The organism is Tsuneonella rigui (genome assembly GCF_003958625.1).
Classification (GTDB): domain Bacteria; phylum Pseudomonadota; class Alphaproteobacteria; order Sphingomonadales; family Sphingomonadaceae; genus Tsuneonella; species Tsuneonella rigui.
Genome location: NZ_RSEL01000005.1, coordinates 162,841 through 186,088, shown reverse-complemented (window position 1 = coordinate 186,088; position 23,248 = coordinate 162,841). Strand labels below are relative to the sequence as shown.

Below are 23,248 nucleotides of genomic sequence, written 5' to 3'. Positions count from 1 at the left end.
GTCAGCGGGTATCGACGAGGACCAGTTCCGCGTCCTCGATCGCCTCAACCTCGATCGCGCTCTCGCCGGTGATCGCCACCCCGTCGCGCGCCCCGGCGTCGTGGCCGTTGACCCGCACCTTGCCGTTGATCGAGACGAGATACTGGTGCCGCCCGGCATCGGCCGGGTAGGAAACCCTCTCGCCCGCGCGCAAGGTGGCCGCCAGCACGCTGGCGTCGGCGCGGATCGGCAGGGCATCGTCAGCGCCGCTCTGGCCGCTCGCCAGCGTGACCCAGCGTCCGGCGCGGTCGTCGTGCGGGAACTCGCGCGCGCCCCAGCTCGGCTGCTCGCCGGCGCGGTCGGGGATGATCCAGAGCTGGAACAGCGTCGTGTCCTCGTCCTCGAGGTTGTACTCGGCGTGGGTGATGCCCGTGCCGGCGCTCATCACCTGCACGTCGCCCGCGCCGGTGCGGCCGCGGTTGCCGAGCGAATCCTGGTGGGTGATCGCGCCCGAGTGCACGAAGGTGACGATCTCCATGTCGCTGTGCGAGTGCGGCGGAAATCCGCTCTTGGCCGCGATCTTGTCGTCGTTCCACACGCGCAACGCACCCCAGCCCATGCGGGAGGGGTCGTGGTAGTCGGAAAAGCTGAAGTGATAGCGGGTGTCGAGCCAACCGTGGTCGCGGTGCGCCAGGCCGGCGTGAGGGCGAATGTCGATCATGGGATTCAGTCCACATCGGCGGGGTGTTGCCGCCGGAATGATCCTTATGTGGCGAGCCGGCTCAGGCGGTTCAACCCTCCACGCCGTGACCGTGCGCCATGTATTCGGCACTGCGCATTTCCTCGAGCCGGCTGACAGTGCGGGCGAATTCGAAGCTGCCGTCGCCTGACGGATAGAGCGCATCAGGTTCGGCAGCGGCGGTGGCGAAGAGCTTGACGTTGTTTTCGTAGAGCGCGTCGATCAGCTTGGTGAAGCGCAGCGCCTGGTCGCGGTTGTCGCGGTCCATCACCGGGATGCCGACCACGATCACCGTGTGATAGGCGTGGGCGATCGCGAGGTAGTCAGCCGCGCCGCGGTTCTCGCCGCACAGCCGCTTGAAGCTGAATACCGCGACGCCCTTGAGGCTCTTGGGAACATGCAGCGTCCGGCCGCCGCCGAGGTCCATCTCGGCGCTGGGGACGTTGGCGGCATCCTCGGGGTTGTAGTCGGTGAGGCGGAAGAAGGCTTCGCGCACCTTGGCGGTGGCCTCGTCTCCCAGCGGCGAATGCCAGGTGTCGATGCCGGCGAGACGGTCGAGCCGGTAGTCGGTCGCGCCGTTGAGCGGGATCACGTCGAACCGCTGCTCGACGAGGTCGATGAACGGCAGGAACAGCGACCGATTGAGCCCATCCTTGTAGAGGTCGCGTGGCGGCCGGTTGCTGGTGGTGACCACCGTGACGCCCTCGTCGACAATCAGCGCGGTGAACAGGCGCGCCATGATCGCCGCGTCGGCGGTGTTTGTGACCACCATTTCGTCGAAGGCAAGGCAGCGGACCTGCTCGGCGATGCGCGCGGCGCTGGGAGCGATCGGGTCGCCCGCTTCCTTCGCGCGCTCCTCGCGGATCAGGCCGTCGACCTCGAGCATGAAAGCGTGGAAGTGGACGCGGCGCTTGTCCGGGATTGCGAGCGTCTCGACGAACAGGTCCATCAACATCGACTTGCCGCGTCCCACGCCGCCCCACAGGTAAATGCCGCGAATGGTCGCTGGCTTGAGGCCGAGCAGCTTGCCGAGGAAGCCGCCTTTTTCGGCCGCCTCGAGCTGGCCCTGCAACGCGGCGAGTGCACGCGCGGCGTTCTGCTGGTCGGGGTCGGGCTTGAGCTCGCCCGCGGCAACCAGCGCGTCGTAACGCGCCATCAGCTGGCTCACGGCCGGGGCGCCTTGCGAACCAGTCCCGAGAACGACGCGACGAGGTGCTCAGCCTGTTCGACCTGCCCGCGCATGAAGACCATGCGCCCGGTCTCGCGCAGCACCTCGACCACCGAATCGAGCGGTTCTTCCATCCGCCCCGCGCCGATGAACTGGGTCGACAGCTCCAGCGTCACCGCCCGCGCGCCTTCGTTGTCAGTGAGCGTGCGCATCCCGGCGAACAGCGAGATATCGATCAACGCCAGCGTCACCGCACCGTGGATCATGTCCTGCAGGTTGGAGTGCTTGCGCTCGGGCGTCATGCGGACCCGGCACTTGTCGCCTTCGAGCCGGATAAGCATCGGGCCCATCACCGCGTGGTTGAAGCGGGTCTCGTCGATGATGTTCCAGGTGTACCAGCCCGGGTGGTCCTCCGCCGGCTTGTAGCGGAAGAAGCGCTTGTCTTCTTCGCGCTCCACCTCAGGCGTGCTTTTCGACCTGCAGCTTCTTGATTTCGGCGATCGCCTTGGCCGGGCTCAGACCCTTCGGGCAGACGTTGGCGCAGTTCATGATCGTGTGGCAGCGGTAGAGGCGGAACGGGTCCTCCAGCGCTTCGAGCCGCTCGCCGGTCATCTCGTCGCGGCTATCGGCCAGCCAGCGATAAGCCTGGAGCAGGACAGCCGGGCCGAGGAAGCGGTCGGCGTTCCACCAATAGCTGGGGCACGCCGTCGAGCAGCATGCGCACAGGATGCACTCGTAAAGACCATCGAGGCGCTCGCGCTGCTCAGGGCTCTGCAGCCGCTCCTTGCCCGAGGGCGTCGGGGTGACGGTCTGCAGCCACGGCTTGATCGAGGCGTACTGCGCGTAGAAGTGCGTGAAATCGGGGACCAGATCCTTGATCACGTGCATCGCCGGCAGCGGGGTGATCCGCACGTCGCCGTCGAGGTCCTCCATCGCGGTGGTGCAAGCGAGGCCGTTGCGGCCGTTCATGTTCATCGAGCACGACCCGCAGATGCCCTCGCGGCACGAGCGGCGGAAGGTGAGCGTGGGATCGATCTCGTTCTTGATCTTGATCAGCGCGTCGAGGACCATCGGCCCGCAGTCGTCGAGGTCGATCTCGAACGTGTCGTAGCGCGGGTTCTCGCCGCTATCGGGGTCGAAACGATAGATGCGGAAGGACTTGATCCGCTGGGCGCCCTCGGCGCGGTGGCTGCGCCCCTTGCCGTTGATCTTGGAGTTCTTGGGCAGCGTGAAGGTGGCCATCGGCGGCGGTCCTGCGAGGTGTCGGTCGCGGTCTCTCTAACGCGTCGGGTCAAGAGGGCAAGGGCGGGCGATTGTCATAACCGCAACATCCAAACACCTGATTGCACGGCCATGCTTTCCCTCCGCCCGATTTGCCGATACGGCGCCGCTGTCCGATGAGCGACAGCGAGACTCCCCCCGAAAGCATCGACAGCCGCCGCGTAGCCCGCGGGCTCGGCTCGACGATCCTCGCGCGCATGGGTGCGGTGGTCGAGATCGTCGCGCAGCCGCTCTACGTGCTGATGTTCGGCCTGGCCGGATACGGCATGTACGCGGTGATGTGGTCGACGGTGAACCTGATCGAGAACATCTTCGACCTCGGTATGACCAGCGCAATGCAGCGCACCGTGCCGAAGTCCGCGACCGACGAAGAGGCGGCGGAGGCGCTGCGCACAGCAATGCTGTTCGGGGTGGGGCCGTGCATCGTGATTGCCGCGCTGATCTCGTTCTACGCGGCCGATCTCGCGCCGCTGCTCAACGTCGCCGAAGACGACGAGCACCTGCTGATACCGGCGGTGCGCCTGTTCATCTGGACCCTGCCGCTGTGGGCGTTTGTCGAGATCGCCACCTCGGCGCTTCGAGCACGCATGGTGTTCGGCGCGGAAATCCGTCTCAGGATCGTGTGGGAGCAGATCATCCGCCTCGTGCTGGCGGGGTTGTTCTTCCTACTGGGGATGGGCCTGCGCGGGCTGTTCATCGCGCACATCATTTCTCTGTTCCTCACCGCAATCCTGTGCGTGCGGCTTCTGCGCCAGTACTACCGCCTCGATCTCCTGTTTACCGGGGCTTGGTGGGGCGAGTGCGCGCGGCATACCTTCTGGGCGGGCCTGTCGGTGCTGCCGTCGAATATCGTCGCGCGGATCTTCAGCGAATCCCCGGCGCTGATCCTCAACCAGTTGCTGCCTGGCGCGGCCGGCGCAAAGGCATCGGGGCTGTTCACCATCGCCCGCAAGCTCTCGAGCGTGGTGCAACTAGTGCGGATCGCCTTCGTGTACGTGATGGCTCCCCTCGCGGCGAGTGCGGAGAAGGCCGACCGCGCGCAAGTGGCCGCGATCTACAGTTACGCGGTCCGGGTGATCGTCGCGATCGCCTTTCCGCTGGCGGCGGTCATCGCTGGAGGGCGTTATTCGATCCTGAGCCTGTTCGGCGGACAGGCCGACGTGGCTGCTGCGGCCGTGGTGATCCTGGTCTTCGGCCGTGCGCTGGAAGCGGTGGTGGGTATCTCGCTGCCAGTCCTGCAGGTCATCGCGCACTATAAGCACCAGATCACCGCCAGTGTGTTCGGCGTTGCGGTCGCGGTGCTGGCGGGGCGCGAGATTGTGGGACCTCTCGATGCGCTCACTGGCATCACCCTCGCGATGGCGATCGGCTTCGTGACCATGGCCCTTATCCCGATGATCCAGCTCCTCGTGACTGAGAACTTGCATCCCTTCGACCGGCGCTTTCCGCTCGTCACGCTGAAGGTCGCCGCGATCGCGCTGATCGGCGGCATCGCAGCGGACATCGCGGACGTCGCGTTGACCAACGAGCTGGCCATCCCGGCGATCATCGTGATCGGCGCGCTGTCGATCTGGGCGTCGCTGCGGATCTCGTTGCCGCTGGACGATCGCGCTTCGCTCGGCAAGGTGGCGCTGCGCCTGCGGCTCGTCCGGGCGGGGACCCCGGTCCATTGACGAAACGGGGCGCCTCCCGCTAAGGGCGCGCCGGATTTTCCTCGCCCGCGCGCGCATTCGCGGCGGGCCAGCACGGCGACCCCACTCCCATGTACCAGCACGAACTCGCCCGCAGCGGCAAGCGCCTGTTCTTCATCCGCGGCACCTACATCTACACGGTCATCGCGATTGCGACGCTGATCGCGTGGTGCACCCGCGACATGGGACCGTTCCGCACGATGGAGGGCGATTGCGCGTGGTTCTGGCTGTCGCTCGGCGTCGCCAGCCTGGGCGCGCTTGTGCGTGTGTTTACCAGTGGGTGGGCTGCCCTGGGCACCTCGGGCCGCGCCAAGGTTGCGGCCGAGGCCTCGGAGCTGAATACGACCGGGCCTTACAGCCTGGTGCGCAACCCGCTCTACGTTGGCCGCATCCTAAACTTCACCGGGCTCGCGATGCTGTCGGGTAGCTGGGTGTTCGGCGCGCTGGTGTTCCTGCTCGGGGTGCTGATCTACGAGCGGATCTCGACTTACGAGGAAGAATTCCTGCGCGGCAAGTTCGGCGAGGCACATGCCGCATGGGCCAAGGACGTACCCTCGCTGATGCCGCGCTTTCACGGATGGGTGCCGCCGAAGTACCCGTTCTGGTGGAAGCGGATGATCTGGCGCGAACAGAACAAGCTGTTCCTGCTGGCGACCGGCGTGTTCCTCACCTGGTGGGCGCGGACCGGCTTCGACGTTGCCGCGCTGCACGGTTCGTGGGTCTATGCCTACGCCGCGCTGATCGTCGTGCGCTTCGTCATCGGCGGCCTCAAGATGATCGGGTTCTTCAAGGAACTGAGCTGAGCGTGGCGACCGTGCGCGATGAGCGTCCGGTCGCGCCGCTGATCGCGGTGGTCGGCAGCGACGGGTCGGGCAAGTCGACCCTGGCGGCCGACATCCTCGCGCATGTCGCGAAGAGCCGTCCAACCGAGATGGGCTATCTCGGGCTCGGCTCCGGTGAGCAGGGCAGGGCGATCGGCCGCTGGCCGCTGATCGGCGCGCCGCTGCAGCGTTATCTCGAAGGGATGGCCGATACCCTGCGCGATCCGCAGGCGACAATCCCCGGGATGCTGGCGGCGCGTTATGCGCTGCGCCGCTCACGCAAGCGGCGCGCGCGGTTCGATGCCTTGCTGGAGCGGCGCAGGGAAGGGGTGACGATCGTCACCGATCGCTATCCGCAGCTTGAGGTGCCTGGCCTGCACGACGGGCCGATCCTGGCCGGCAAGGCGCCGAACGCGGCCATCGCGGCGCTTCAGCATCGTGAGCGCGCGCTCTATGCCGGTATGGCGATCTGGGTGCCGACCCTGGTCATCCGGCTCAACATCGACGTCGATACGGTGATGGCGCGCAAGCCAGATCACGATCGCAAGTTGATCGAGCAGAAGGTCGCCACGGTGCCGCAGCTCCGTTTCCACGGAGCGCGGATCGTCGATCTCGACGCGACGATGCCTTACGACGAGGAACTGGCGCTCGCGCTGGCAGCGGTAGACGAGGCTCTCGCCGCAGCCTGACGCTGCGCCAGGATCGCTTCGATCACCGGGATATCGGCGGGCTTGTCGGCATCGATGCAGGCGGCGGCGTCTGCCATTGGCACAACCTTGCCATTAAGGCCGAACCGCCGCGCGACGCGCCCGGCAAACCCGTGGATGTCGACCACCCGCAATAGCGCCCCGAGCAACATCAACGGACCGACCGCGCCGACGATCTTCATCCCCTTTTTGCGATCCTGCTCCAGCCCGCGCCAGAACTCGACCAGCGGCAGGGCTTGCGGCCCGCCGAGGTAGAACAGGTTCGCGCCCGACCACTGCCCTCCGCGGAACTTGAGCCAGGTGCGCTGGGTCGAATGGCCAGCCGCGGCGATCGAGCGGCGCTCGACGAGGCCGACTGCGACATCGCTGCCGTTGGCGTCGGCCAGGAACTGCGCGATTATCGCCGGGGTGAGGAGAACGTTATCCGCCGTGGTCACGAACAATGGTCCGTCCGCGGTTTCGATCGCGGCCCGCACCGCGTCGGCAATCGACCCGGGGGAGTCGAGCCATGCAACACCAGCAGCGGCATCGGCGACCTGCGGATCGGCGGCGAGGGGCGCGGTATCTTGCGCCACCACGGTGATCTTGCCGACATCCGGCGCGGTCTGGAGCGCGGTGAGGACGCGCGCCAGCATCGGGACGCCGGCGATCGGCAGTTGGGCCTTACTCGCAAGCCCGGTCCCAGCAAGGAGCGGATCGGGACCGGGGCGAGAACCCGCGAGGACAAGGGCGGAGACGGCCATCCGGCTCAGAACGCCCGCACGCCGCCGATCGGCATGGTCAACGCATTGGCCTCCCCGAATTGCTGCTCGAGCGCGGCCGTGCGGAAGCGCTCGGGCGCCTCGAACGGATCCTCGGGTGTGAGCATGATCGTGCCCCAATGCATGCCCAATGCGGTGCGCGCTTTCAGGTCTCGGGCGATGCCGATGGCCTCCTCGGGCGTGGCGTGGCTGGCTTGCATGATCGAGCGCGGCTCGTAGGCGCCGATGCCGACGATCGCGAGGTCGAACGGGCCTGCGCGCTCGCCGATCTCGCGGAACACCGCACCCGGCGCGGTATCGCCACCAAACCACACTTTGCGGCTGTCGGACTGGAAGGCGAAACTGCACCACAACGTGCGGTTGCGATCGAACGGACCGCGGCCGGAGAAGTGCACGGCGGGCAAACAGGTCACAGCCAGTCCGTCGAGCTGCCAATCCTGCCACCAGTCGAGCTCGATTACCGTGGTGAAACCGCACCGGCGGATGAGTGATGCCACTCCGAGCGGACAAATCACCGGCGTCTCTTCCCGCCAGCGATAGGCCTCGAGCGCGCCGACATCGATGTGGTCGTAGTGATTGTGGCTGATCGCGATCAGGTCGACGCGGGGTAGCTCACGCGCCGCGATGGGCGAGGCGATGAACCGCTTCGGTCCCAATCCGAACGGACCAGCGGTTGGACCCAGATAGGGATCGGTCAGGACCAGCTCGCCGGCCATGCGCAAGGCAAAGCAAGCGTGGCCAAGCCAGGCGATTTCGTTTTCCCTAAGCGCGGCAAGGTCGGGCGCGGTGGGTGCGACATGGCCGGCAGGGATGGCCGGCACCTTCGCGCGGCGCATATCGACCAGCATGAAGCGCAGGAAATCGCGCAGCGTGGCGGTCTGGCGCGGACTGCCGGGAGGATTGCGAAAGCCGCCGCCGGCCCGGTGGTGAGCCGGGGGCGCGGCGGCGGCTTCGCTGGTCGTCACTCGCCGAAGGTGCGCTGCCACCAGCCGCCGCGCTTGGCCGGCTGCGAGGCGGGCTCCTCGGCTTCAGCTGTCACCGTCTCCTCTGCAGGCGCGGTGACGGGATCGGCGCTGACTGCCTCCGCGGGAGCTGCCTCGGGCGCGGCCTTCTTCGCGCGCGAACGCTTCGGCTTGGTCGGAGCATCTTCGGCGGGAACCGGAGCAGCGGCCTCAACCGCCTCGGGTTCAGCCTTCTTCCGGCGGCTGCGCTTTGGCTTCTCTTCGGTCGCCTCGGGAGCAGTCGCTTCAGGCTCCGGAGCCGCTGCGACCTCCGCGACGGGCTCGGCCTCGGCCTTCTTGCGGCGCGAACGCTTCTTGGGCTGCTCTTCGGCGGCGCCTTCGTCGCTCGGCTCCGCGACGACCGCGATGTCGTCGGACAGCTGCTCGCCTACGGTCTCGTCGATTGCTTCGGTCTCTTCACCGGCGACAGCCTCATCGCCTTCGCCGCGACCGCGGCCGCGCCTGCGCCGGCCACCCCGGCGGCGACGCTTGCGGGGCTTGTCCTCGTCGCCTTCCGCGTCAGCGTACTCAGCGCGAGCCTCACCGGCCTCTTCGTCCGCGCCATCGTCAGAGCTCGACGCGAGGGCGCTTTCGTTTCCGTTCGCGTCATCCCGATCGCGGCGGTTGCGGCCGCCACGGCGGCGCTTGTTCCGGCGCGGACGCTCGTCCTCGTCGGACCGCTCCTCGGCTTCCGCCTCGTAGTCGTCCTCGTCCTCGATCGGCTCGTCGTCGATCTCGTCGACGATCGGCGCGAACTTGGGCGGGGTGGTCGGGCGCGGGCCGCTGCTGGCGACGCGCATCTTGGCGCCTTCCTGCTCGCCCTCCGGCAGGACCTCGACGTTGACGCCGTAGCGGTCCTCGATTTCGGCGAGATCGGCGCGCTTGGCGTTGAGCAGGTACACCGCCGCCTCGGTCGAGGCGAACAGGCTGATCACCGTGCCGCGACCCTTGGCCGCTTCGTCCTCGATCAGGCGCAGGGCGCTGAGACCGGCCGACGACGCCGTGCGGACCAAACCGGTGCCGTCACAGTGCGGGCATTCACGGGTGGTCGCCTCGAGCACGCCGGTGCGCAGGCGCTGGCGGCTCATCTCCATCAGACCGAAGCCCGAGATGCGGCCGACCTGGATGCGCGCGCGGTCGTTCTTCAACGCATCCTTCATGGCCTTTTCGACCTTCCGGATGTTGTTGTTGTACTCCATGTCGATGAAGTCGATCACCACCAGGCCAGCCATGTCGCGCAGGCGCAACTGACGCGCGATCTCGCGCGCGGCTTCGAGGTTGGTGTTGAGCGCGGTCGCCTCGATCCCGTGCTCCTTGGTCGAGCGGCCCGAGTTGATGTCGATCGACACCAGCGCCTCGGTCGGGTTGATGACGAGATACCCGCCGCTCTTCAACTGCACGACCGGATCGTACATCGCACGCAGCTGATCCTCGGCACCGTAGCGCTGGAACAGCGGCACGGGATCCGAGTACGCCTTCACCCGCCGCGCGTGGCTCGGCATCAACAGCTTCATGAACTCGCGGGCAAGGCGATAGCCCTGCTCGCCCTCGACCACGACCTCTTCGATTTCCTTGTTGTATATGTCGCGGATCGCGCGCTTGATCAGGTCACTGTCCGAGTGGATCAGCGCCGGCGCGCTGGACTTTAGCGTGGTCTCGCGAATCTCGTCCCACAGCCGGGCGAGGTAGTCGAAGTCACGCTTGATCTCCGGCTTGGTGCGCTGAAGGCCGGCAGTGCGAACGATCAGGCCCATCGAGCGCGGCAGCGACAGGTCGCTGACGATCGTCTTCAGCCGCTTGCGGTCCGCTGCCGAGCTGATCTTGCGGCTGATGCCGCCGCCGTGGCTCGAGTTCGGCATCAGCACACAGTAACGACCGGCGAGGCTGAGGTAGGTGGTCAGTGCGGCGCCCTTGTTGCCGCGCTCTTCCTTGACGACCTGGACCAGCAGCACCTGGCGGCGCTGGATGACGTCCTGGATCTTGTAGCGCCGGCGCAGCGCCATGCGCTTGGCGCGGACTTCGTCGACTTCCTTGGCGCGGCTGCGGCCGCCTTTGCCCTGGCGGCGCCCGCGGCCGCGGCCACGGCGATCATCGCCGTTAGATCCGTCGGTCTCCTCGTCGGTACGCTCGTCGTCTTCGCCGTCTTCGACGTGGCCGCCTTCAATCGTGGCGACGTCGTCCTTCTCGGAGGTGTCGATTTCCTCGACGCCGTCTTCGGCGATTTCCTCGACCAGCGACTCGCCGGTCTCGTCATCGGCGTCGTATTCCTCGCCGGGAGAGTGGCCTTCCTCTTCCTCCTGCGCGCGGAGCTCGGCTTCCTCTTCGGCCGCCGCGGCTTCCTCGGCCAGCAGGCGCTCGCGATCCTCCTTGGGGATCATGTAGTAGTCCGGATGGATCTCGCTGAAGGCGAGGAAGCCGTGCCGGTTGCCGCCGAAATCGACGAACGCCGCCTGCAGGCTCGGTTCTACCCGAGTGACCTTGGCGAGATAGATATTGCCCTTGATCTGCTTGTGTTCGGCAGACTCGAAATCGAATTCTTCGATCCGGTTACCTTGGACCACCGCCACCCGGGTTTCTTCCGGGTGGCGCGCATCGATAAGCATGCGCGTTGCCATTGTAATTTCTCCGTGCGCGTGCCGGCCGGGCTCGATCTCCATCGAGTGAAGGGGAGGGCGCGCGCGCTATGGGTGAACCGCCGGCCGGCTTGCAGAGCCGGGCGGCGAATACGAACCGGCCCGCGCGCAGGGCGGCGGGCCGGGATGATGTGTCTGCAAGGATGCGCTGGTGCGCGTGATACGCGCCCCGGCCGGCGAAGCCCGCGCGGCCGCCCGAGGGCGGCGACGCGATCTGCTGGGAGGGGAAGCTCATCACTTGCGTCAACCTGGTAACGAACCGTCGCGGATGCGTCGGTCGGTGGCCGGGCCGGCCCATGCTTGGCGCGTGAGTGAGCGCTTCGTCAGGCACAATCGGGCAGTCGCCCCGGTCGGCCCGCGTGCTAGCATCGTGGGTTATTGGGAGCAACCATATTGCGCGCGCATGACGCAACGCCTTAACCATCGTGCGCAATGTCGTTGCGAGCGCAGCTTTGGTTGGTCTTCCTTGCGCCGGTGGCGATCCTGGCGGCGTTGTATGCGTTCGGATTGACGTTGCCGGTGCCGGCATTGGGTCGAGGTTACGTGATCCGCTTCGAGCTGCCGTCAGCGGGAGAGCCGGTCGATCTGCCGCGCGTTTATGGTCCGCCCGATAAATCGCGGCCGCTGGTGGTGATCGATGCCGGGCATGGCGGGCACGACCCGGGCGCGAGCGGACAGGGGTTCCGCGAAAAGGACCTCGTGCTGGGGCTGGCCACGGCGCTGCGGGACGAGCTGGTAAAGGAGGGCGGGATACGCGTGGCGCTCACGCGCGACGACGATCGCTTCCTCGTGCTCGGCGAGCGGTTCGCGATCGCGCGGGAGTTGGGCGCGGACCTGTTCCTTTCGATCCATGCCGATTCGGCTGGGACCGAAGACCAGGTGGAGGGCGCCAGCATCTACACGCTTTCGAACGAGGCCTCGAGCGAGGCCGCGGCCCGGTTTGCGGCGCGCGAGAATGCGGCTGACGCGGTGAACGGAATCGAACTGTCCGGCCAAAGCGATGCCGTGAACTCGATCCTGGTGGAGCTATCCCAGCGCCGCACCCAAGCCGATAGCGCGGAATTTTCGCGCCTGATCGCTCGCGAAGGGACCGGCATTTTGCGCTTTCACCCGCAGACGCGGCGGTCGGCGGGGCTGGCCGTGTTGCGCGCGCCGGATGTGCCGTCGGTGCTCTACGAAGCCGGCTTCATCTCAAACCGCGACGAGGCGAGCCAGCTGGCATCGCCGGAGGGCCGTCAGAAATTCGCCGACGTACTTGCGCGCGCGATCCGCATCTATTTCGCCCGGCAATCGCGCCAGGATTGACCTTTCCACCAGCCGTTGGGCGATGCTAAGGCCCGCGCAATTCATGGCTGACAGCACCACCCTAGATCATTTCCGCTACCGCATTCGCCGCGATACCCAAGGCGTAGCGCAGTGGTTCCGCGGCAATTGGCGCGAGAAACGCTGGTTTCGCTGGCTCAGCAGCCTGATCGGCGCGGGCCTGATCCTGATGCTGATCGGGTGGGCGGTCCTGGCCAAGGACTTGCCCGACGCCGAAACTCTGGTCGACTACCAGCCGCCGCTCCCCACCATCGTCCGCGGGATCGACGGGCAGATCGTCCATTCCTACGCCCGCGAGCGGCGGGTGCAGCTGCAGTATGCGGACTTCCCGCAAGAACTGATCGAGGCCTTTCTTGCTGCCGAGGACAAGACCTTCTTCAGCCACGGCGGTGTCGACATCACCGGCACGATCGGCGCGGTGTTCGATTACGCCCGCAAGGCTGGCTCGGGCGAGCGTGCGGTCGGCGGCTCGACCATCACCCAGCAGGTGGCCAAGAACATCCTGCTCGGCAACGAATACTCGGTCACCCGCAAGCTCAAGGAGATGATCCTGGCGCGGCGGATCGAGGGCGTGCTGACCAAGCCGCAGATCCTCGAACTCTATCTCAACGAGATTCCGCTCGGCCGCCGGTCCTACGGCGTGCAAGCGGCGTCTCGCGCTTACTTCGACAAGGACGTCGGCGACCTCGACCTGCACGAGGCGGCGTTCCTGGCGATCCTGCCCAAGGCGCCCGAACAATACGGGCGCAAAAAGTACGAGGCGAAGGCCATCGCCCGGCGCAATTTCGTGCTTGACCAGATGGTCGAGAACGACTTCATCACCGCGCAGCAGGCAGCGACTGCGAAGGCCCAGCCGCTGGGCCTCAAGCCTTCGCGCTCGAGCGTGCCGTCGGTCGATGCGGGATATTACCTGGAAGAGGTCCGCCGCGAGCTGATGGCCAAGTTCGGCGAGACGGCGGAGGACAGCAAGAACAGCGTCTATGCCGGCGGACTGTGGGTGCGGACCTCGCTCGACCCGAAACTGCAGATCGCGGCCCGCGACGCCCTGCGGGGCGGCATCCTGCGCTACAGCGCGGGCAAGGGCTGGACCGGCCCGGTCGCGCATATCGATGTCGATAATGATACCTGGCAGTCGCAGCTTGCCGCTTCGCCGCTCGGGATCGGGTACAAGGACTGGCGCATCGGCGTCGTCACCAAGCGCAGCGGCGGCAGCGGAACGATCGGATTCTCCGATGGCGACACCGCGCCTCTGACCGGGATGCCGGATGCGCTGAAGGCTGGCGACGTGATTGCAGTGGCGCCGGTCGGCAATTCCTACGCCGTGCGCACCATCCCCGAGGTTTCGGGCGGCATGGTTGTCGAGGAACCCGCGACGGGTCGGGTGATGGCGCTCCAGGGTGGGTTCGATAACCGGCTGACCGACTTCAACCGCGCCACCCAGGCGCTCCGTCAACCCGGCTCCACCATCAAGCCGTTCGTCTACGCGACCGGGCTCGACCAGGGCATGACCCCAGCGAGCGAAGTGCCCGACCAGGCCTATTGCTTCTATCAGGGTGCGGCGCTGGGCGAGAAGTGCTTCCGCAACTTCGGCGGCGGGGGCGGCGGGGTGCACACGATGCGCTGGGGCCTCGAACAGAGCCGCAACCTCATGACTGTCCACATCGCGATGGACGCCGGCATGCCCAACGTGGTGCGCACGTTCGAGCGGATGGGGATCGGTTCGTACAAGCCCTATCCGGCATTTGCGCTCGGTGCGGGCGACACCACCGTGCTCAAGATGGTCAACGCCTACGCCACGCTGGCGAACTTCGGCCGGATGCATAACCCGACGCTGATCGACTACGTGCAGGACCGTAACGGCAAGGTCATCTGGCGCGCCGACAAGCGTGAGTGCGCCCGTTGCAACATGGCGGAATGGGACGGCAAGGCGATGCCGCGCATCGGCGCCTCAGGGCGGCAAGTGATGGACGCGCGCACGGCTTATCAGGTGGTCCACATGCTCGAAGGCGTGGTCCAGCGCGGTACCGCGGTTCGCGTTGCGTCGCTCGGCCTGCCGTTGTTCGGCAAGACCGGCACCACCACCGGCCCGACCAACGCGTGGTTCGTGGGCGGTTCGCCCGATATCGTCGCGGGGGCCTACATCGGGTTCGACAAGCCGCGGAACCTCGGCGGGTGGGTGCAAGGCGGCAACACCGGTGCGCCGATCTTCATCGATTTCGTCAAGGCGACCCGCGACCGCTGGTCGGACGAGCCGTTCGTCGCCCCTGCCGGCGTGCGCATGGTCCGGATCGATCGCCAGAGTGGCAAGCGGGTGTTCGATGCATGGCCAACCGGCGACGCCAAGGCTGCGGTCATCTGGGAGGCCTTCAAGCCCGACACCGAACCGCCGCGGGCCACTCGCCAGGACGAGATCGCCTCCAAGCGCAACGAGATCCTCGAGCTCATTCGCCGCGGCCGCCAAGCCAACGCACAAGCGGCGGTCACGCGCAAGAACGAGGAAGCGGCGAAGACCGACTTCGTCGAAGAGCAGGGCGGTATCTATTGAGCCTGGTTCGGACGCCAAGGAAGGAACGGACATGAAGAAGCTAGCCGCACTCCTCGCCGCCGCTGCTCTCGCGGCAGTTCCTGCCAGCGCTGCACTTCCTATGGGAGCGAAGGCGCCGATGTTCGCCACCCAGGCCGCGCTGGGCGGCAAGGCGTTCGGCTTCAACCTGCGCACCGCGCTCGCGAAGGGCCCGGTGGTGCTCTATTTCTACCCCAAGGCGTTCACCAAGGGGTGCACGCTCGAAGCGCACGAATTCGCCGAGATGACGCCCGAGTTCGCCAAGTATGGCGCGACGGTCATCGGGATGTCGAACGACGATATCGAGACGCTCAAGCGCTTTTCGACGGAAGAATGCCGCGACAAGTTCGCCGTTGCCGCAGCCACGCCCAAGATCGTTTCGGCATATCAGGCGGCGCTGGTTTCGGAAGGCAAGCAGACCGGCCTGACCGAACGAACCAGTTACGTCATCGATCGCAAGGGCCGGATCGTGTTCGTGCACTCCGATCTCGACTACAAGGACCACGTCCGCCTGACGCTCGACGCGGTCAAGAAGCTGCAGGCGAAACGCCGCACCTGATCATCGCGCGTCCGCACCTTTCGCTTCCCCCCGGCCTCCGCTAAGCGGCGGGCCGCATTTCCATTGGAGTTACGTTCCCATGCGTGCCGAAGGGCAGGCCCATATCGATCGCATCAATGCAGCGCTGGCGCTTGTGCGCCAGTCGCTCGACTGGGAGCGCGCGCTGCGCCGGCTCGACGAGCTTAATGCCCGGGTCGAGGACCCCAACCTGTGGAACGACCCCAAGGACGCCGAAGCGGTCATGCGCGAACGGCGGCGGCTCGATGCGGCGATCGGCACGGTCAACCAAATCACCGCCGAGATGGGCGACGCGGTCGAGTTCGTCGAAATGGGCGAGGCCGAGAGCGACACCGAAATCGAGCGCGAGGGCCTCGAAACACTCGCGCGTCTCGCCGAGCGAGCCGATGCCGACAAGGTGCAGGCCTTGTTATCCGGTGAGGCTGACGGCAACGATACGTACATCGAAATCCACGCGGGCGCGGGCGGCACCGAGAGCCAGGACTGGGCCGAAATGCTCCAGCGGATGTACACCCGTTGGGCCGAGCGGCGCGGCTTCAAGGTCGATCTGGTCGACTACCACTCGGGTGACCAGGCGGGCATCAAGAGCGCGACGCTGCTGGTGAAGGGCGAGAACGCCTACGGCTACGCCAAGACAGAGAGCGGCGTCCACCGCCTGGTTCGCATCAGTCCGTACGATTCGAGCGCGCGGCGGCACACCAGTTTCAGCTCGGTGTGGGTCTATCCGGTGATCGACGACAATATCTCGATCGAGATTAATCCCGCTGACCTTCGTATCGATACCTACCGCGCATCGGGCGCGGGTGGACAGCACGTGAACACGACGGACAGCGCGGTGCGGATCACTCACGTACCGACCAACATCATCGTCGCGAGCCAAATCGACCGCAGCCAGCACAAGAACCGCGAGATCGCGATGAACATGCTCAAGGCGCGCATGTTCGAAGAGGAAATGCGCAAGCGTGAGGAAGCCGCCAGCGCCGAGCACGCGAGCAAGACCGACATTGGCTGGGGCCACCAGATCCGCAGCTACGTCCTGCAGCCGTACCAGATGGTGAAGGACTTGCGCACCGGGTACACCTCGCCCGCACCGGATGATGTGCTTGATGGTGCGCTCGACCCGTTCATCTCCGCCGCCCTGGCGCAGCGGGTGACCGGCGAGAGCGTCGATGTCGAGGATGCCGACTGATGCGCCTTCGCGCGCAGATTGCGTTGCTGACGTTGCTGCTCGCGGGCTGCAATCCGGCGGCTTCGGATGAGAACGCCGATCGTCCGGAGACATCGCGAGATTTCCCGCGCGCCCAGCGTGCCGTATCGGAGCTCGGCTCGAACCAGTTCTCGACCGAGACCGAACGCGACAGCGTCGGCGAGGCGCAGAAAGTCATGGACCTCGCCGAGATCAAGCCGGGCATGACCGTCGCCGATATCGGCGCGGGCGAGGGTTACTACACGATCCGCCTCGCGGAGAAAGTCGGCGCCCACGGGCGCGTGCTGGCGGAGGACATCGACCGCGGCGCACTCGAGCGGCTTGGGCAGCGGGTCGAGCGCGAACGGCTCGACAACGTGTCGATCCGGCTCGGCACGCCGGATGACCCCAAGCTGCCTGACGGTTCGTTCGATCGCGTGTTCCTGATCCACATGTACCACGAGGTGCAGGAGCCCTACGCGTTCCTCTGGCGGCTATGGCCGTCGCTCAAGGCCGACGGCCGGATCATCGTGGTCGACGTCAACCGTCCGACCAACCGTCACGGCATCGATCCGCTGCTGCTGAGCTGCGAGTTCGAGCGGGTCGGCTTCACGCTCGAGACGTTCAAGGACGCCCCCGAACTGGCGGGGTACTATGCACAGTTCAAGCGAGCGGCTAAGCGACCTGAACCGCAAGCGATCAAGGGGTGCCGGCAAGACCCGGGAACCGCCGGCGCCGCGGCGCACTGACCCGGCAACAGAGGATTTGGTAAGCTCGATGGCGTTCAAGGGATTGCAGCCGATACTCTACGGCGGACGCGAAGTCTGGCCGCTGGTCGAAGGCGGCAAGGGCGTCTCGGCGACCAATCATATGAGTTCGGGCGCGTGGGCGGCCGCGGGCGGCATCGGCACGGTCAGCGCGGTCAACGCCGACAGCTACGACGCCGAAGGCAAGATCATCCCGCAGGTCTACGACGCGCTAACCCGCAAGGAACGGCACGAGCAGCTGATCCGCTACGCCATCGACGGCGCGGTCGAGCAGGTGAAGCGCGCTTACGATGTCGCCAGTGGCAAGGGCGCGATCAACATCAATGTGCTGTGGGAAATGGGCGGCGCGCAGCAGGTTCTAGAAGGCGTGCTGGAACGGACCCGCGGCATGGTCACCGGGGTGACCTGCGGGGCGGGAATGCCCTACAAGCTGGCCGAGATCGCCCAGCGCTTCAACGTTCACTATCTGCCGATCATCAGCTCCGCGCGCGCATTTCGCGCGTTGTGGAAGCGCAGCTACAGCAAGGTCGCAGACCTGATGGCCGCGGTGGTCTATGAGGATCCCTGGCTTGCTGGCGGGCACAACGGCCTCTCGAACGCTGAAGACCCGCTGAAGCCCGAAGATCCCTATCCGCGGGTCAAGGCGCTGCGCGAGACCATGCGCGCCGAAGGCGTGTCCGAGGACACCGCGATCGTCATGGCCGGCGGCGTGTGGTTCCTGCGCGAATGGAACGACTGGATCGACAATCCCGAGCTCGGCAAGATCGTGTTCCAGTTCGGCACCCGTCCGCTGCTGACCGTCGAAAGCCCGATCCCGCAGGATTGGAAGGACGCGCTGCGCGAGCTCGACGACGGCGACGTGCTGCTGCACAAGTTCTCACCCACTGGCTTCTACAGCTCGGCGGTGAAGAACGATTTCCTGTGGGACCTCATTCACCGCTCCGAACGGCAAATCCCGTTCAGCAAAGTGGCCGCCGGCGAGCACACCCGGCAGCTCGATGTCGGCGTGCGCGGCAAGAACTTCTGGGTAGCACCGAAGGACTACGAACGCGCCTGTGCGTGGTTCGCGCAAGGTTATACCGAGGCGCTCAAGACGCCAGACGACACCATCGTCTACGTGACTCCGACGAGCCGCGACATCATCCGCCAGGACCAGAAGGACTGCATGGGTTGCCTGTCCCATTGCCAGTTTTCGAGCTGGAAGGATCACGACGACTACACGACCGGCCGCCTCGCCGACCCGCGCAGCTTCTGCATCCAGAAAACCCTGCAGGACATCGCGCATGGCCAGCCGGTCGCCGACAATCTGATGTTCGCGGGGCACGCAGCCTACCGTTTCAAGCAGGACCCGTTCTACTCGAACAACTTCACCCCGACGGTGAAGGAACTGGTCGACCGAATCTTGACCGGCGACTGAGCCGGCGACCTAGCGCCAGAGCTGCATCGAGCGGATCGCGGGCGGGGCGTTCTCGTTGGTGTCGGGGCGTGAGAGCACGCGTTCGATCAGCCGCCATTTGCGGCGGACCGCGGAGCGGCCCCATAGGTCGGTCAGCCACGCCGTGCCCGACCAGTCGTCCTCCCCGAGCGACGCTTCGAGCGTAATCGGCGCGGCGAACACCGCCGCTGAACCGTGCCGCCGCACGTAGACCTCGCCGAAGCGATAAGACGTCAGGCGGAAGCGGGTGGTCGCCGCCTCCAGCCAACTCGCCCGGTCGAGGATCGCCGGCTTGGTCGACCCGAGCAGGAAAATGAAATCGCGCGAGGCGAGTGCTTTCATCGCGTTGCGGTCGCGTTGCATCCACGAGCGCATCGACTGATGCTCGAGCGTTTCGATCTTGGCGGCGAAATGGTCCATGATTTGCGGCCACTACAGGACAGGTCTGCGGCTGCAAAGATACCGTCGGCGGCGCTATGCTTTTTCCCGTGAGAGCCAGTGGGAATCGGGGCTGAGGAAATGACGCTCGACAAACATGCGATAGGCGAGAAACCGGGCGAGTGCCGGCAGTCGAGCGGGTGAACGGCTTTCGGGCGCGCCGGTCTTCAAATCCTCGGCGAAGCCGGCGAACGAGGTTCCTTCGGGTAGCAGCGTGGTCACGCGGGCTCGCATGGTCAGTGCTTCGGCGACCAGGCCGTGCGCGACTTTTTCGTCGAGTTCGCCATCGCCGAGCGCCTTCAAGACCTCGCATCGGTATTCGCGGCACTGCCGGGGCCTGATCGCGTAGATGGTGCACGCCGGCGTGCTGTAGTTCGGACAAGGATGTGGCAGCCGCTCGGGAGCGTACAGTCCGTTCGATCGAAGACGCTCCCGGTCGCTGTCGTTCAGCGAGACCCAAACGAACAGCCCACCATCGCAGCACAGGCCGCAGGACAGGCACAGCGCGCTCGCAGGATCGGCCTTCACCTCGCCGGCGCTCGCATCGGGGTCGCTCAGACGAGGCCTTCCAGCACCATGTCGGGTGGCCGGTGGCCGTCGGCCCAGAAGCGGATGTTGGCGATCACCTTCTCACCCGCTGCCTCGCGGCCTTCGATGGTGGCGCTGCCGATGTGCGGTTGCGCGATGACGTTGGGAAGCGCGACCAGCCGTGGATCGACCTCGGGTTCGCCGGGGTAGACATCCAGGCCGGCGCCGCCGAGGTGGCCGTTCTCGAGCGCGTCGATCATCGCGTTGTAGTCGATCAGATCGGCGCGGGCGGTGTTCACGATCGTCGCGCCCGGCTTCATCGCGGCGATCCGTGCGGCATTCAGCATGCCGCGGGTCGTCTCGCTCGATGGACAGTGCAGGGTCACGATGTCGGATGCGCTCAGCAGTGTATCGAGATCGTCGACATACTCGGCGCCGAACATGCTCTCGACCGACGACGGGAGGCGATGACGATTGTGATAGCGGATCGTCAGCCCGAACGCCCGGGCGCGCCAGGCTACCGCCTGCCCGATCCGGCCCATGCCGACGATGCCGAGCACCTTGCCGCCGAGCTTGCGCCCGAGCAGGCTGAGCGGCGCCCAGCCGGTCCACTCGTTGCGGCGGATGAGCGAGGTCCCTTCGCGCAGGCGGCGGGGCACGCCGATGATGAGCGCCATCGTGAGGTCGGCGGTGTCTTCGGTGAAGACGCCCGGAGTGTTGGTGACGATGATCTTGCGAGCGCGGGCGGCCGCGAGGTCGATGTGATCGACGCCCGCGCCGAAGCTGGCGATCAAGCCGAGCTGCGGGCCGGCTTGCTCGATCAGCGCTGCATCTATGCGATCGGTGACCGTGGGCACCAGCACATCGGCTTCGTGCATCCCGGCGGCCAGTTGGTCGCGGGTCAGCGGGATGTCCTCGGTGTTGAAGCTCGCGTCGAACAGCTCTCCGAGCCGCCACTCGATCGACGGCAGTAGGTGCCGGGTCACCATGACCTTGGGCTTGGTGGTCCGGCGCGGGGCGGGGCGATCAGTCATCGGTGGACAGGGGCTAGTGGTTTGGGGCCGCGATGGTCAAGCGCTCGCTTGAAGCGGACCCGGTGCTCGGGCTATCGCAACTCGCATGCGCCGTATCGTTCTTGCCGCCCTTGTCCTCGTCGCCGCGCCGCTTGCCGCGCAGGAACGCGAGGTGCCGTACTGGGCCTCGATCAAGGCGGAGGTTCTCAATTTGCGAGCGGGGCCGGGCCGGGACTATCCGGTACGCTGGGTCTATCATCGTGCCGGACTGCCGTTGAAGGTCGTTCGGGTGCACGAGGGCTGGCGGCTCGTCCGCGATCCGGCGGGCGACGAGGGCTGGGTAACTGCGAACCTGCTGAGCAAGGAGCGCGGCGGGATCGTGATCGGGCAGGGTCTCGCCGCGATCCGGGAGAAGCCGTCGGACAACTCCAAGCTCCGATGGAATGCAGAGCCGGGCGTGGTCGGGCGGATCGACGACTGCGAAGCTGGTTGGTGCGACTTCGATGTCGGCGGCCGCCGAGGGTATATGCGTGCCGAGCGGCTGTGGGGCTCGGCGGAGTTGTAGGGAGCGGACGCGCCGCCCGCTCCCCATCATCGATCAGGTTGCAGCCGGCGCGGGCGCCGCTGTCGCCGGAGTGATCGTGAGCACCTGCTTGCCGTCGGCGGAGGTGGCCGTGAACGACCCATCCGCGCCGGGAGCGGTGGTCGTCCAGCACTCTTCGGGCTTGCCGCCCTCGGGCGTGAAGCAGTCCTTGCCGTCCTTGCGGGCGAAGGTCCCCTTCATCTGCTTGCCGTCCTTGTCGGTGTCGACATAGGTGCCGTCGGCGTTGATCGTGGTCGTGCCCATCTCTTTGCCGCTGGCGTCCTTGACGGTGTAGGTGCCTGGCGCCGTGCCGGTGTCGGCGGCCATCGGCGTGGCATCGGCCATCGGCGTGTCGGTAGCGGCGGGTGCTTCGTCGGTCTTCTGGTTGCACGCCGAAAGCGCCAGGGTCGCGGCGGCGGCGAAAATCAATGTGCGCATGTCAGGTCTCCCCCTCAAAGGGCGACCCGCGCGCGTGATACCGGAAGCCGTGGCGAAACGAAAGCGATCAGACCAGCTCCACCGCGACCGCCGTGGCTTCTCCGCCGCCAATGCACAGCGAGGCGACACCGCGCTTCAGACCCTTCTGCTTGAGCGCATTGAGCAGCGTTACGATGATCCGCGTGCCGCTGGCGCCGATCGGGTGGCCGAGCGCGGTCGCGCCGCCGTTGACGTTGACCTTGGCGTGATCGAGCCCGAGGTCCTGAATCGCGAACATCGCGACGCAGGCGAACGCCTCGTTGATCTCGAACAGGTCGACGTCGGCCTTGCTCCAGCCGGCCTTGGCCAGCACTTTCTCGATCGCGCCGACGGGAGCGGTGGTGAAGTCCTTCGGCTCATGCGCGTGCGCGGCCATCGCGACGATGCGGGCGACCGGGGCGAGGCCCTTGTCCTTCGCCACGCTCTCGCGCGCCAGAACCACCGCGGCGGCGCCATCACTGATCGAGCTCGACGAGGCAGCGGTGATGGTGCCTTCCTTGGCGAACGCGGCGCGCAGGCTGCGGATCTTGTCGGGGTTGCCCTTGGGCGGCTGCTCGTCGGTGTCGACGGTCACGTCGCCCTTGCGGCCCGAGATCGTCACCGGGACGACCTCGTCGGCGAAGGCGCCGCCGGTGATCGCCTCGTTCGCGCGGCGCAGCGACTCGACCGAGTAATCGTCCTGCGCCTCGCGGGTGAGCTGGTACTCGTCGGCGGTATCCTGCGCGAAAGTGCCCATTGCGCGGCCCGCTTCGTACGCGTCCTCTAGCCCGTCGAGGAACATGTGATCGTAAGCGGTGTCATGCCCGATCCGCGCGCCCGAACGGTGCTTCTTGAGGAGGTACGGCGCGTTGGTCATGCTCTCCATGCCGCCGGCGATGGCGACATCCATCGAGCCCGCGGCGATCGCCTCGCTCGCCATGATCACCGTCTGCATGCCGCTGCCGCAGACCTTGTTGACGGTGGTCGCCTGCACTGACTTGGGGAGCCCGGCCTTGAGCGCCGCCTGGCGGGCAGGGGCCTGGCCGAGCCCGGCCGGAAGCACGCAGCCCATGTAGATCCGCTCGATATCCTCACCCGCAACGCCCGCGCGCTCGACCGCCGCCTTCACCGCGGTGGCGCCCAGATCGGTCGCCGAAACATCCGAGAGCACGCCCTGCATCCCGCCCATCGGGGTGCGCGCGTAGGAGAGGATGACGACGGGGTCGGCGGCGGAGAAGGTGGTCATGGCTGCGGCCTTTCGTATGAGCTTTCCGGCGACTTAATGCTGCACTGCGGCATTGGCAATCGCACGCCCTGCAAGTTCGACTGCTGGCGCGTCATCCCGGGCTTGTCACACTTGTCACACTGTCCTGGCGAAAGTTTGTCGCCTTAGGCGGATTCGCGTCGCCTTGTGGCTCACGCACGTCGCTTTGCGCACGGACGGCGTCGCCTTGCGCGGTCACAATGTCGCCTTGCAAGGCGCTGAAATGGCTTGGGCTTTCGTACATCGCAACGCGGCATGGCACATTCGGATGCCTGTAGGACAGCGCTCACTTGCCAAGCGCGCAGCTATCGCCGAACATCGGTGGCAAATCGAG

At 66.5% G+C, this 23,248-nt stretch carries 22 protein-coding genes; 10 read left to right on the top strand and 12 right to left on the bottom strand.

Features of this window, described 5'->3' with window-relative positions; genetic code table 11:
* Window position 1: 1 nt before the first annotated feature.
* The 4 genes from ELY12_RS01630 to ELY12_RS01615 all read right to left on the bottom strand — a co-directional run bounded on the left by ELY12_RS01630 (window position 2) and on the right by ELY12_RS01615 (window position 3,128).
* Window positions 2-700 (bottom strand): pirin family protein, encoded by a 699-nt coding sequence (locus tag ELY12_RS01630; protein WP_126174959.1) that lies wholly within the window; start codon window positions 698-700, stop codon window positions 2-4.
* A gap of 70 nt (window positions 701-770) precedes the next feature.
* Window positions 771-1,886 (bottom strand): cell division protein ZapE, encoded by a 1,116-nt coding sequence (gene zapE, locus ELY12_RS01625; RefSeq protein WP_126174958.1) that lies wholly within the window; start codon window positions 1,884-1,886, stop codon window positions 771-773.
* A complete protein-coding gene (locus ELY12_RS01620; RefSeq protein ID WP_241229675.1) occupies window positions 1,883-2,344 on the bottom strand; it encodes a PaaI family thioesterase in 462 nt (153 codons plus the stop codon). The genes zapE and ELY12_RS01620 overlap by 4 nt, the downstream gene beginning before the upstream one ends.
* A 1-nt stretch (window position 2,345) precedes the next feature.
* The gene (locus ELY12_RS01615) at window positions 2,346-3,128 is read right to left on the bottom strand and encodes a succinate dehydrogenase iron-sulfur subunit (protein WP_126174957.1); all 783 of its coding nucleotides are present in this window, start codon (window positions 3,126-3,128) and stop codon (window positions 2,346-2,348) included.
* 155 nt (window positions 3,129-3,283) lie between these two features.
* Between ELY12_RS01615 and ELY12_RS01610 the strand changes: the two genes are divergently transcribed.
* From ELY12_RS01610 to ELY12_RS01600, 3 genes are all read left to right on the top strand, one after another.
* Window positions 3,284-4,840 carry a lipopolysaccharide biosynthesis protein gene (locus ELY12_RS01610; protein ID WP_126174956.1) on the top strand — a complete coding sequence of 519 codons (1,557 nt, stop codon included), beginning with the start codon at window positions 3,284-3,286 and terminating at the stop codon, window positions 4,838-4,840.
* 89 nt (window positions 4,841-4,929) lie between these two features.
* Entirely contained in the window at window positions 4,930-5,661 is a 732-nt protein-coding gene (locus ELY12_RS01605) for a methyltransferase family protein (protein WP_126174955.1), read from the top strand.
* A gap of 2 nt (window positions 5,662-5,663) precedes the next feature.
* Window positions 5,664-6,368, top strand: coding sequence for a nucleoside/nucleotide kinase family protein (locus ELY12_RS01600; protein ID WP_126174954.1), 705 nt, complete (start codon window positions 5,664-5,666; stop codon window positions 6,366-6,368).
* On the opposite strand, the gene ELY12_RS01595 is transcribed toward ELY12_RS01600, so the two are convergent.
* The 3 genes from ELY12_RS01595 to ELY12_RS01585 form a co-directional block, all read right to left on the bottom strand.
* Window positions 6,308-7,021 carry an NTP transferase domain-containing protein gene (locus ELY12_RS01595; protein ID WP_420907040.1) on the bottom strand — a complete coding sequence of 238 codons (714 nt, stop codon included), beginning with the start codon at window positions 7,019-7,021 and terminating at the stop codon, window positions 6,308-6,310. The genes ELY12_RS01600 and ELY12_RS01595 overlap by 61 nt on opposite strands.
* A gap of 113 nt (window positions 7,022-7,134) precedes the next feature.
* On the bottom strand, window positions 7,135-8,112 hold the full coding sequence (locus ELY12_RS01590; protein WP_126174952.1) for an MBL fold metallo-hydrolase: 978 nt from the start codon (window positions 8,110-8,112) through the stop codon (window positions 7,135-7,137).
* Window positions 8,109-10,763, bottom strand: coding sequence for an Rne/Rng family ribonuclease (locus ELY12_RS01585; protein ID WP_126174951.1), 2,655 nt, complete (start codon window positions 10,761-10,763; stop codon window positions 8,109-8,111). The genes ELY12_RS01590 and ELY12_RS01585 overlap by 4 nt, the downstream gene beginning before the upstream one ends.
* A 492-nt stretch (window positions 10,764-11,255) precedes the next feature.
* On the opposite strand from ELY12_RS01585, the gene ELY12_RS01580 reads away from it, so the two are divergent.
* From ELY12_RS01580 to ELY12_RS01555, 6 genes are all read left to right on the top strand, one after another.
* Window positions 11,256-12,086 (top strand): N-acetylmuramoyl-L-alanine amidase family protein, encoded by an 831-nt coding sequence (locus ELY12_RS01580; RefSeq protein WP_338142038.1) that lies wholly within the window; start codon window positions 11,256-11,258, stop codon window positions 12,084-12,086.
* A gap of 43 nt (window positions 12,087-12,129) precedes the next feature.
* Entirely contained in the window at window positions 12,130-14,649 is a 2,520-nt protein-coding gene (locus tag ELY12_RS01575; RefSeq protein WP_126174949.1) for a penicillin-binding protein 1A, read from the top strand.
* A gap of 31 nt (window positions 14,650-14,680) precedes the next feature.
* A complete protein-coding gene (locus ELY12_RS01570; RefSeq protein ID WP_126174948.1) occupies window positions 14,681-15,226 on the top strand; it encodes a peroxiredoxin in 546 nt (181 codons plus the stop codon).
* A gap of 79 nt (window positions 15,227-15,305) precedes the next feature.
* On the top strand, window positions 15,306-16,433 hold the full coding sequence (gene prfB, locus ELY12_RS01565) for a peptide chain release factor 2 (protein WP_126174947.1): 1,128 nt from the start codon (window positions 15,306-15,308) through the stop codon (window positions 16,431-16,433).
* Window positions 16,433-17,179, top strand: coding sequence for a class I SAM-dependent methyltransferase (locus ELY12_RS01560; protein ID WP_126174946.1), 747 nt, complete (start codon window positions 16,433-16,435; stop codon window positions 17,177-17,179). The genes prfB and ELY12_RS01560 overlap by 1 nt, the downstream gene beginning before the upstream one ends.
* A gap of 28 nt (window positions 17,180-17,207) precedes the next feature.
* On the top strand, window positions 17,208-18,614 hold the full coding sequence (locus ELY12_RS01555; RefSeq protein ID WP_126174945.1) for an NAD(P)H-dependent flavin oxidoreductase: 1,407 nt from the start codon (window positions 17,208-17,210) through the stop codon (window positions 18,612-18,614).
* A gap of 9 nt (window positions 18,615-18,623) precedes the next feature.
* Here ELY12_RS01555 and ELY12_RS01550 read toward each other — a convergent pair whose 3' ends face one another.
* From ELY12_RS01550 to ELY12_RS01540, 3 genes are read right to left on the bottom strand one after another with little or no spacing between them, the layout of a single operon-like run.
* Window positions 18,624-19,052 carry a DUF4440 domain-containing protein gene (locus tag ELY12_RS01550; RefSeq protein WP_126174944.1) on the bottom strand — a complete coding sequence of 143 codons (429 nt, stop codon included), beginning with the start codon at window positions 19,050-19,052 and terminating at the stop codon, window positions 18,624-18,626.
* A 54-nt stretch (window positions 19,053-19,106) separates the two neighbouring features.
* Window positions 19,107-19,598 carry a YkgJ family cysteine cluster protein gene (locus ELY12_RS01545; protein WP_164549372.1) on the bottom strand — a complete coding sequence of 164 codons (492 nt, stop codon included), beginning with the start codon at window positions 19,596-19,598 and terminating at the stop codon, window positions 19,107-19,109.
* Window positions 19,599-19,624: 26 nt separating this feature from the next.
* Window positions 19,625-20,632: a 2-hydroxyacid dehydrogenase gene (locus ELY12_RS01540; RefSeq protein WP_126174942.1), complete on the bottom strand. Its 1,008-nt coding sequence runs from the start codon at window positions 20,630-20,632 to the stop codon at window positions 19,625-19,627.
* Between the two features lie 85 nt (window positions 20,633-20,717).
* Here ELY12_RS01540 and ELY12_RS01535 point away from each other — a divergent pair, with 85 nt between their 5' ends.
* Window positions 20,718-21,176 carry an SH3 domain-containing protein gene (locus tag ELY12_RS01535; RefSeq protein WP_126174941.1) on the top strand — a complete coding sequence of 153 codons (459 nt, stop codon included), beginning with the start codon at window positions 20,718-20,720 and terminating at the stop codon, window positions 21,174-21,176.
* A gap of 33 nt (window positions 21,177-21,209) precedes the next feature.
* Here the strand turns inward: ELY12_RS01535 and ELY12_RS01530 are convergent, their stop codons facing one another.
* Together ELY12_RS01530 and ELY12_RS01525 are read right to left on the bottom strand one after the other, a co-directional pair.
* Window positions 21,210-21,632, bottom strand: a complete 423-nt coding sequence (locus tag ELY12_RS01530; protein ID WP_126174940.1) for a hypothetical protein — start codon at window positions 21,630-21,632, stop codon at window positions 21,210-21,212.
* 67 nt (window positions 21,633-21,699) lie between these two features.
* On the bottom strand, window positions 21,700-22,896 hold the full coding sequence (locus ELY12_RS01525; RefSeq protein ID WP_126174939.1) for an acetyl-CoA C-acyltransferase: 1,197 nt from the start codon (window positions 22,894-22,896) through the stop codon (window positions 21,700-21,702).
* Between the last annotated feature and the right edge of the window lie 352 nt (window positions 22,897-23,248).

Bases quoted from the DNA above. Each gene is read 5' to 3' on its own strand.
- ELY12_RS01560 (WP_126174946.1), top strand. From the start codon at position 16,433: ATGCGCCTTCGCGCGCAGATTGCGTTGCTGACGTTGCTGCTCGCGGGC.
- ELY12_RS01630 (WP_126174959.1), bottom strand. From the start codon at position 700: ATGATCGACATTCGCCCTCACGCCGGCCTGGCGCACCGCGACCACGGT.
- ELY12_RS01540 (WP_126174942.1), bottom strand. From the start codon at position 20,632: ATGACTGATCGCCCCGCCCCGCGCCGGACCACCAAGCCCAAGGTCATG.
- ELY12_RS01570 (WP_126174948.1), top strand. From the start codon at position 14,681: ATGAAGAAGCTAGCCGCACTCCTCGCCGCCGCTGCTCTCGCGGCAGTT.
- ELY12_RS01525 (WP_126174939.1), bottom strand. From the start codon at position 22,896: ATGACCACCTTCTCCGCCGCCGACCCCGTCGTCATCCTCTCCTACGCG.
- prfB (WP_126174947.1), top strand. From the start codon at position 15,306: ATGCGTGCCGAAGGGCAGGCCCATATCGATCGCATCAATGCAGCGCTG.
- ELY12_RS01615 (WP_126174957.1), bottom strand. From the start codon at position 3,128: ATGGCCACCTTCACGCTGCCCAAGAACTCCAAGATCAACGGCAAGGGG.
- ELY12_RS01555 (WP_126174945.1), top strand. From the start codon at position 17,208: ATGGCGTTCAAGGGATTGCAGCCGATACTCTACGGCGGACGCGAAGTC.
- ELY12_RS01575 (WP_126174949.1), top strand. From the start codon at position 12,130: ATGGCTGACAGCACCACCCTAGATCATTTCCGCTACCGCATTCGCCGC.
- ELY12_RS01605 (WP_126174955.1), top strand. From the start codon at position 4,930: ATGTACCAGCACGAACTCGCCCGCAGCGGCAAGCGCCTGTTCTTCATC.
- ELY12_RS01595 (WP_420907040.1), bottom strand. From the start codon at position 7,021: ATGCTGGCGCGCGTCCTCACCGCGCTCCAGACCGCGCCGGATGTCGGC.
- ELY12_RS01535 (WP_126174941.1), top strand. From the start codon at position 20,718: ATGCGCCGTATCGTTCTTGCCGCCCTTGTCCTCGTCGCCGCGCCGCTT.
- ELY12_RS01550 (WP_126174944.1), bottom strand. From the start codon at position 19,052: ATGGACCATTTCGCCGCCAAGATCGAAACGCTCGAGCATCAGTCGATG.
- ELY12_RS01610 (WP_126174956.1), top strand. From the start codon at position 3,284: ATGAGCGACAGCGAGACTCCCCCCGAAAGCATCGACAGCCGCCGCGTA.
- ELY12_RS01530 (WP_126174940.1), bottom strand. From the start codon at position 21,632: ATGCGCACATTGATTTTCGCCGCCGCCGCGACCCTGGCGCTTTCGGCG.
- ELY12_RS01585 (WP_126174951.1), bottom strand. From the start codon at position 10,763: ATGGCAACGCGCATGCTTATCGATGCGCGCCACCCGGAAGAAACCCGG.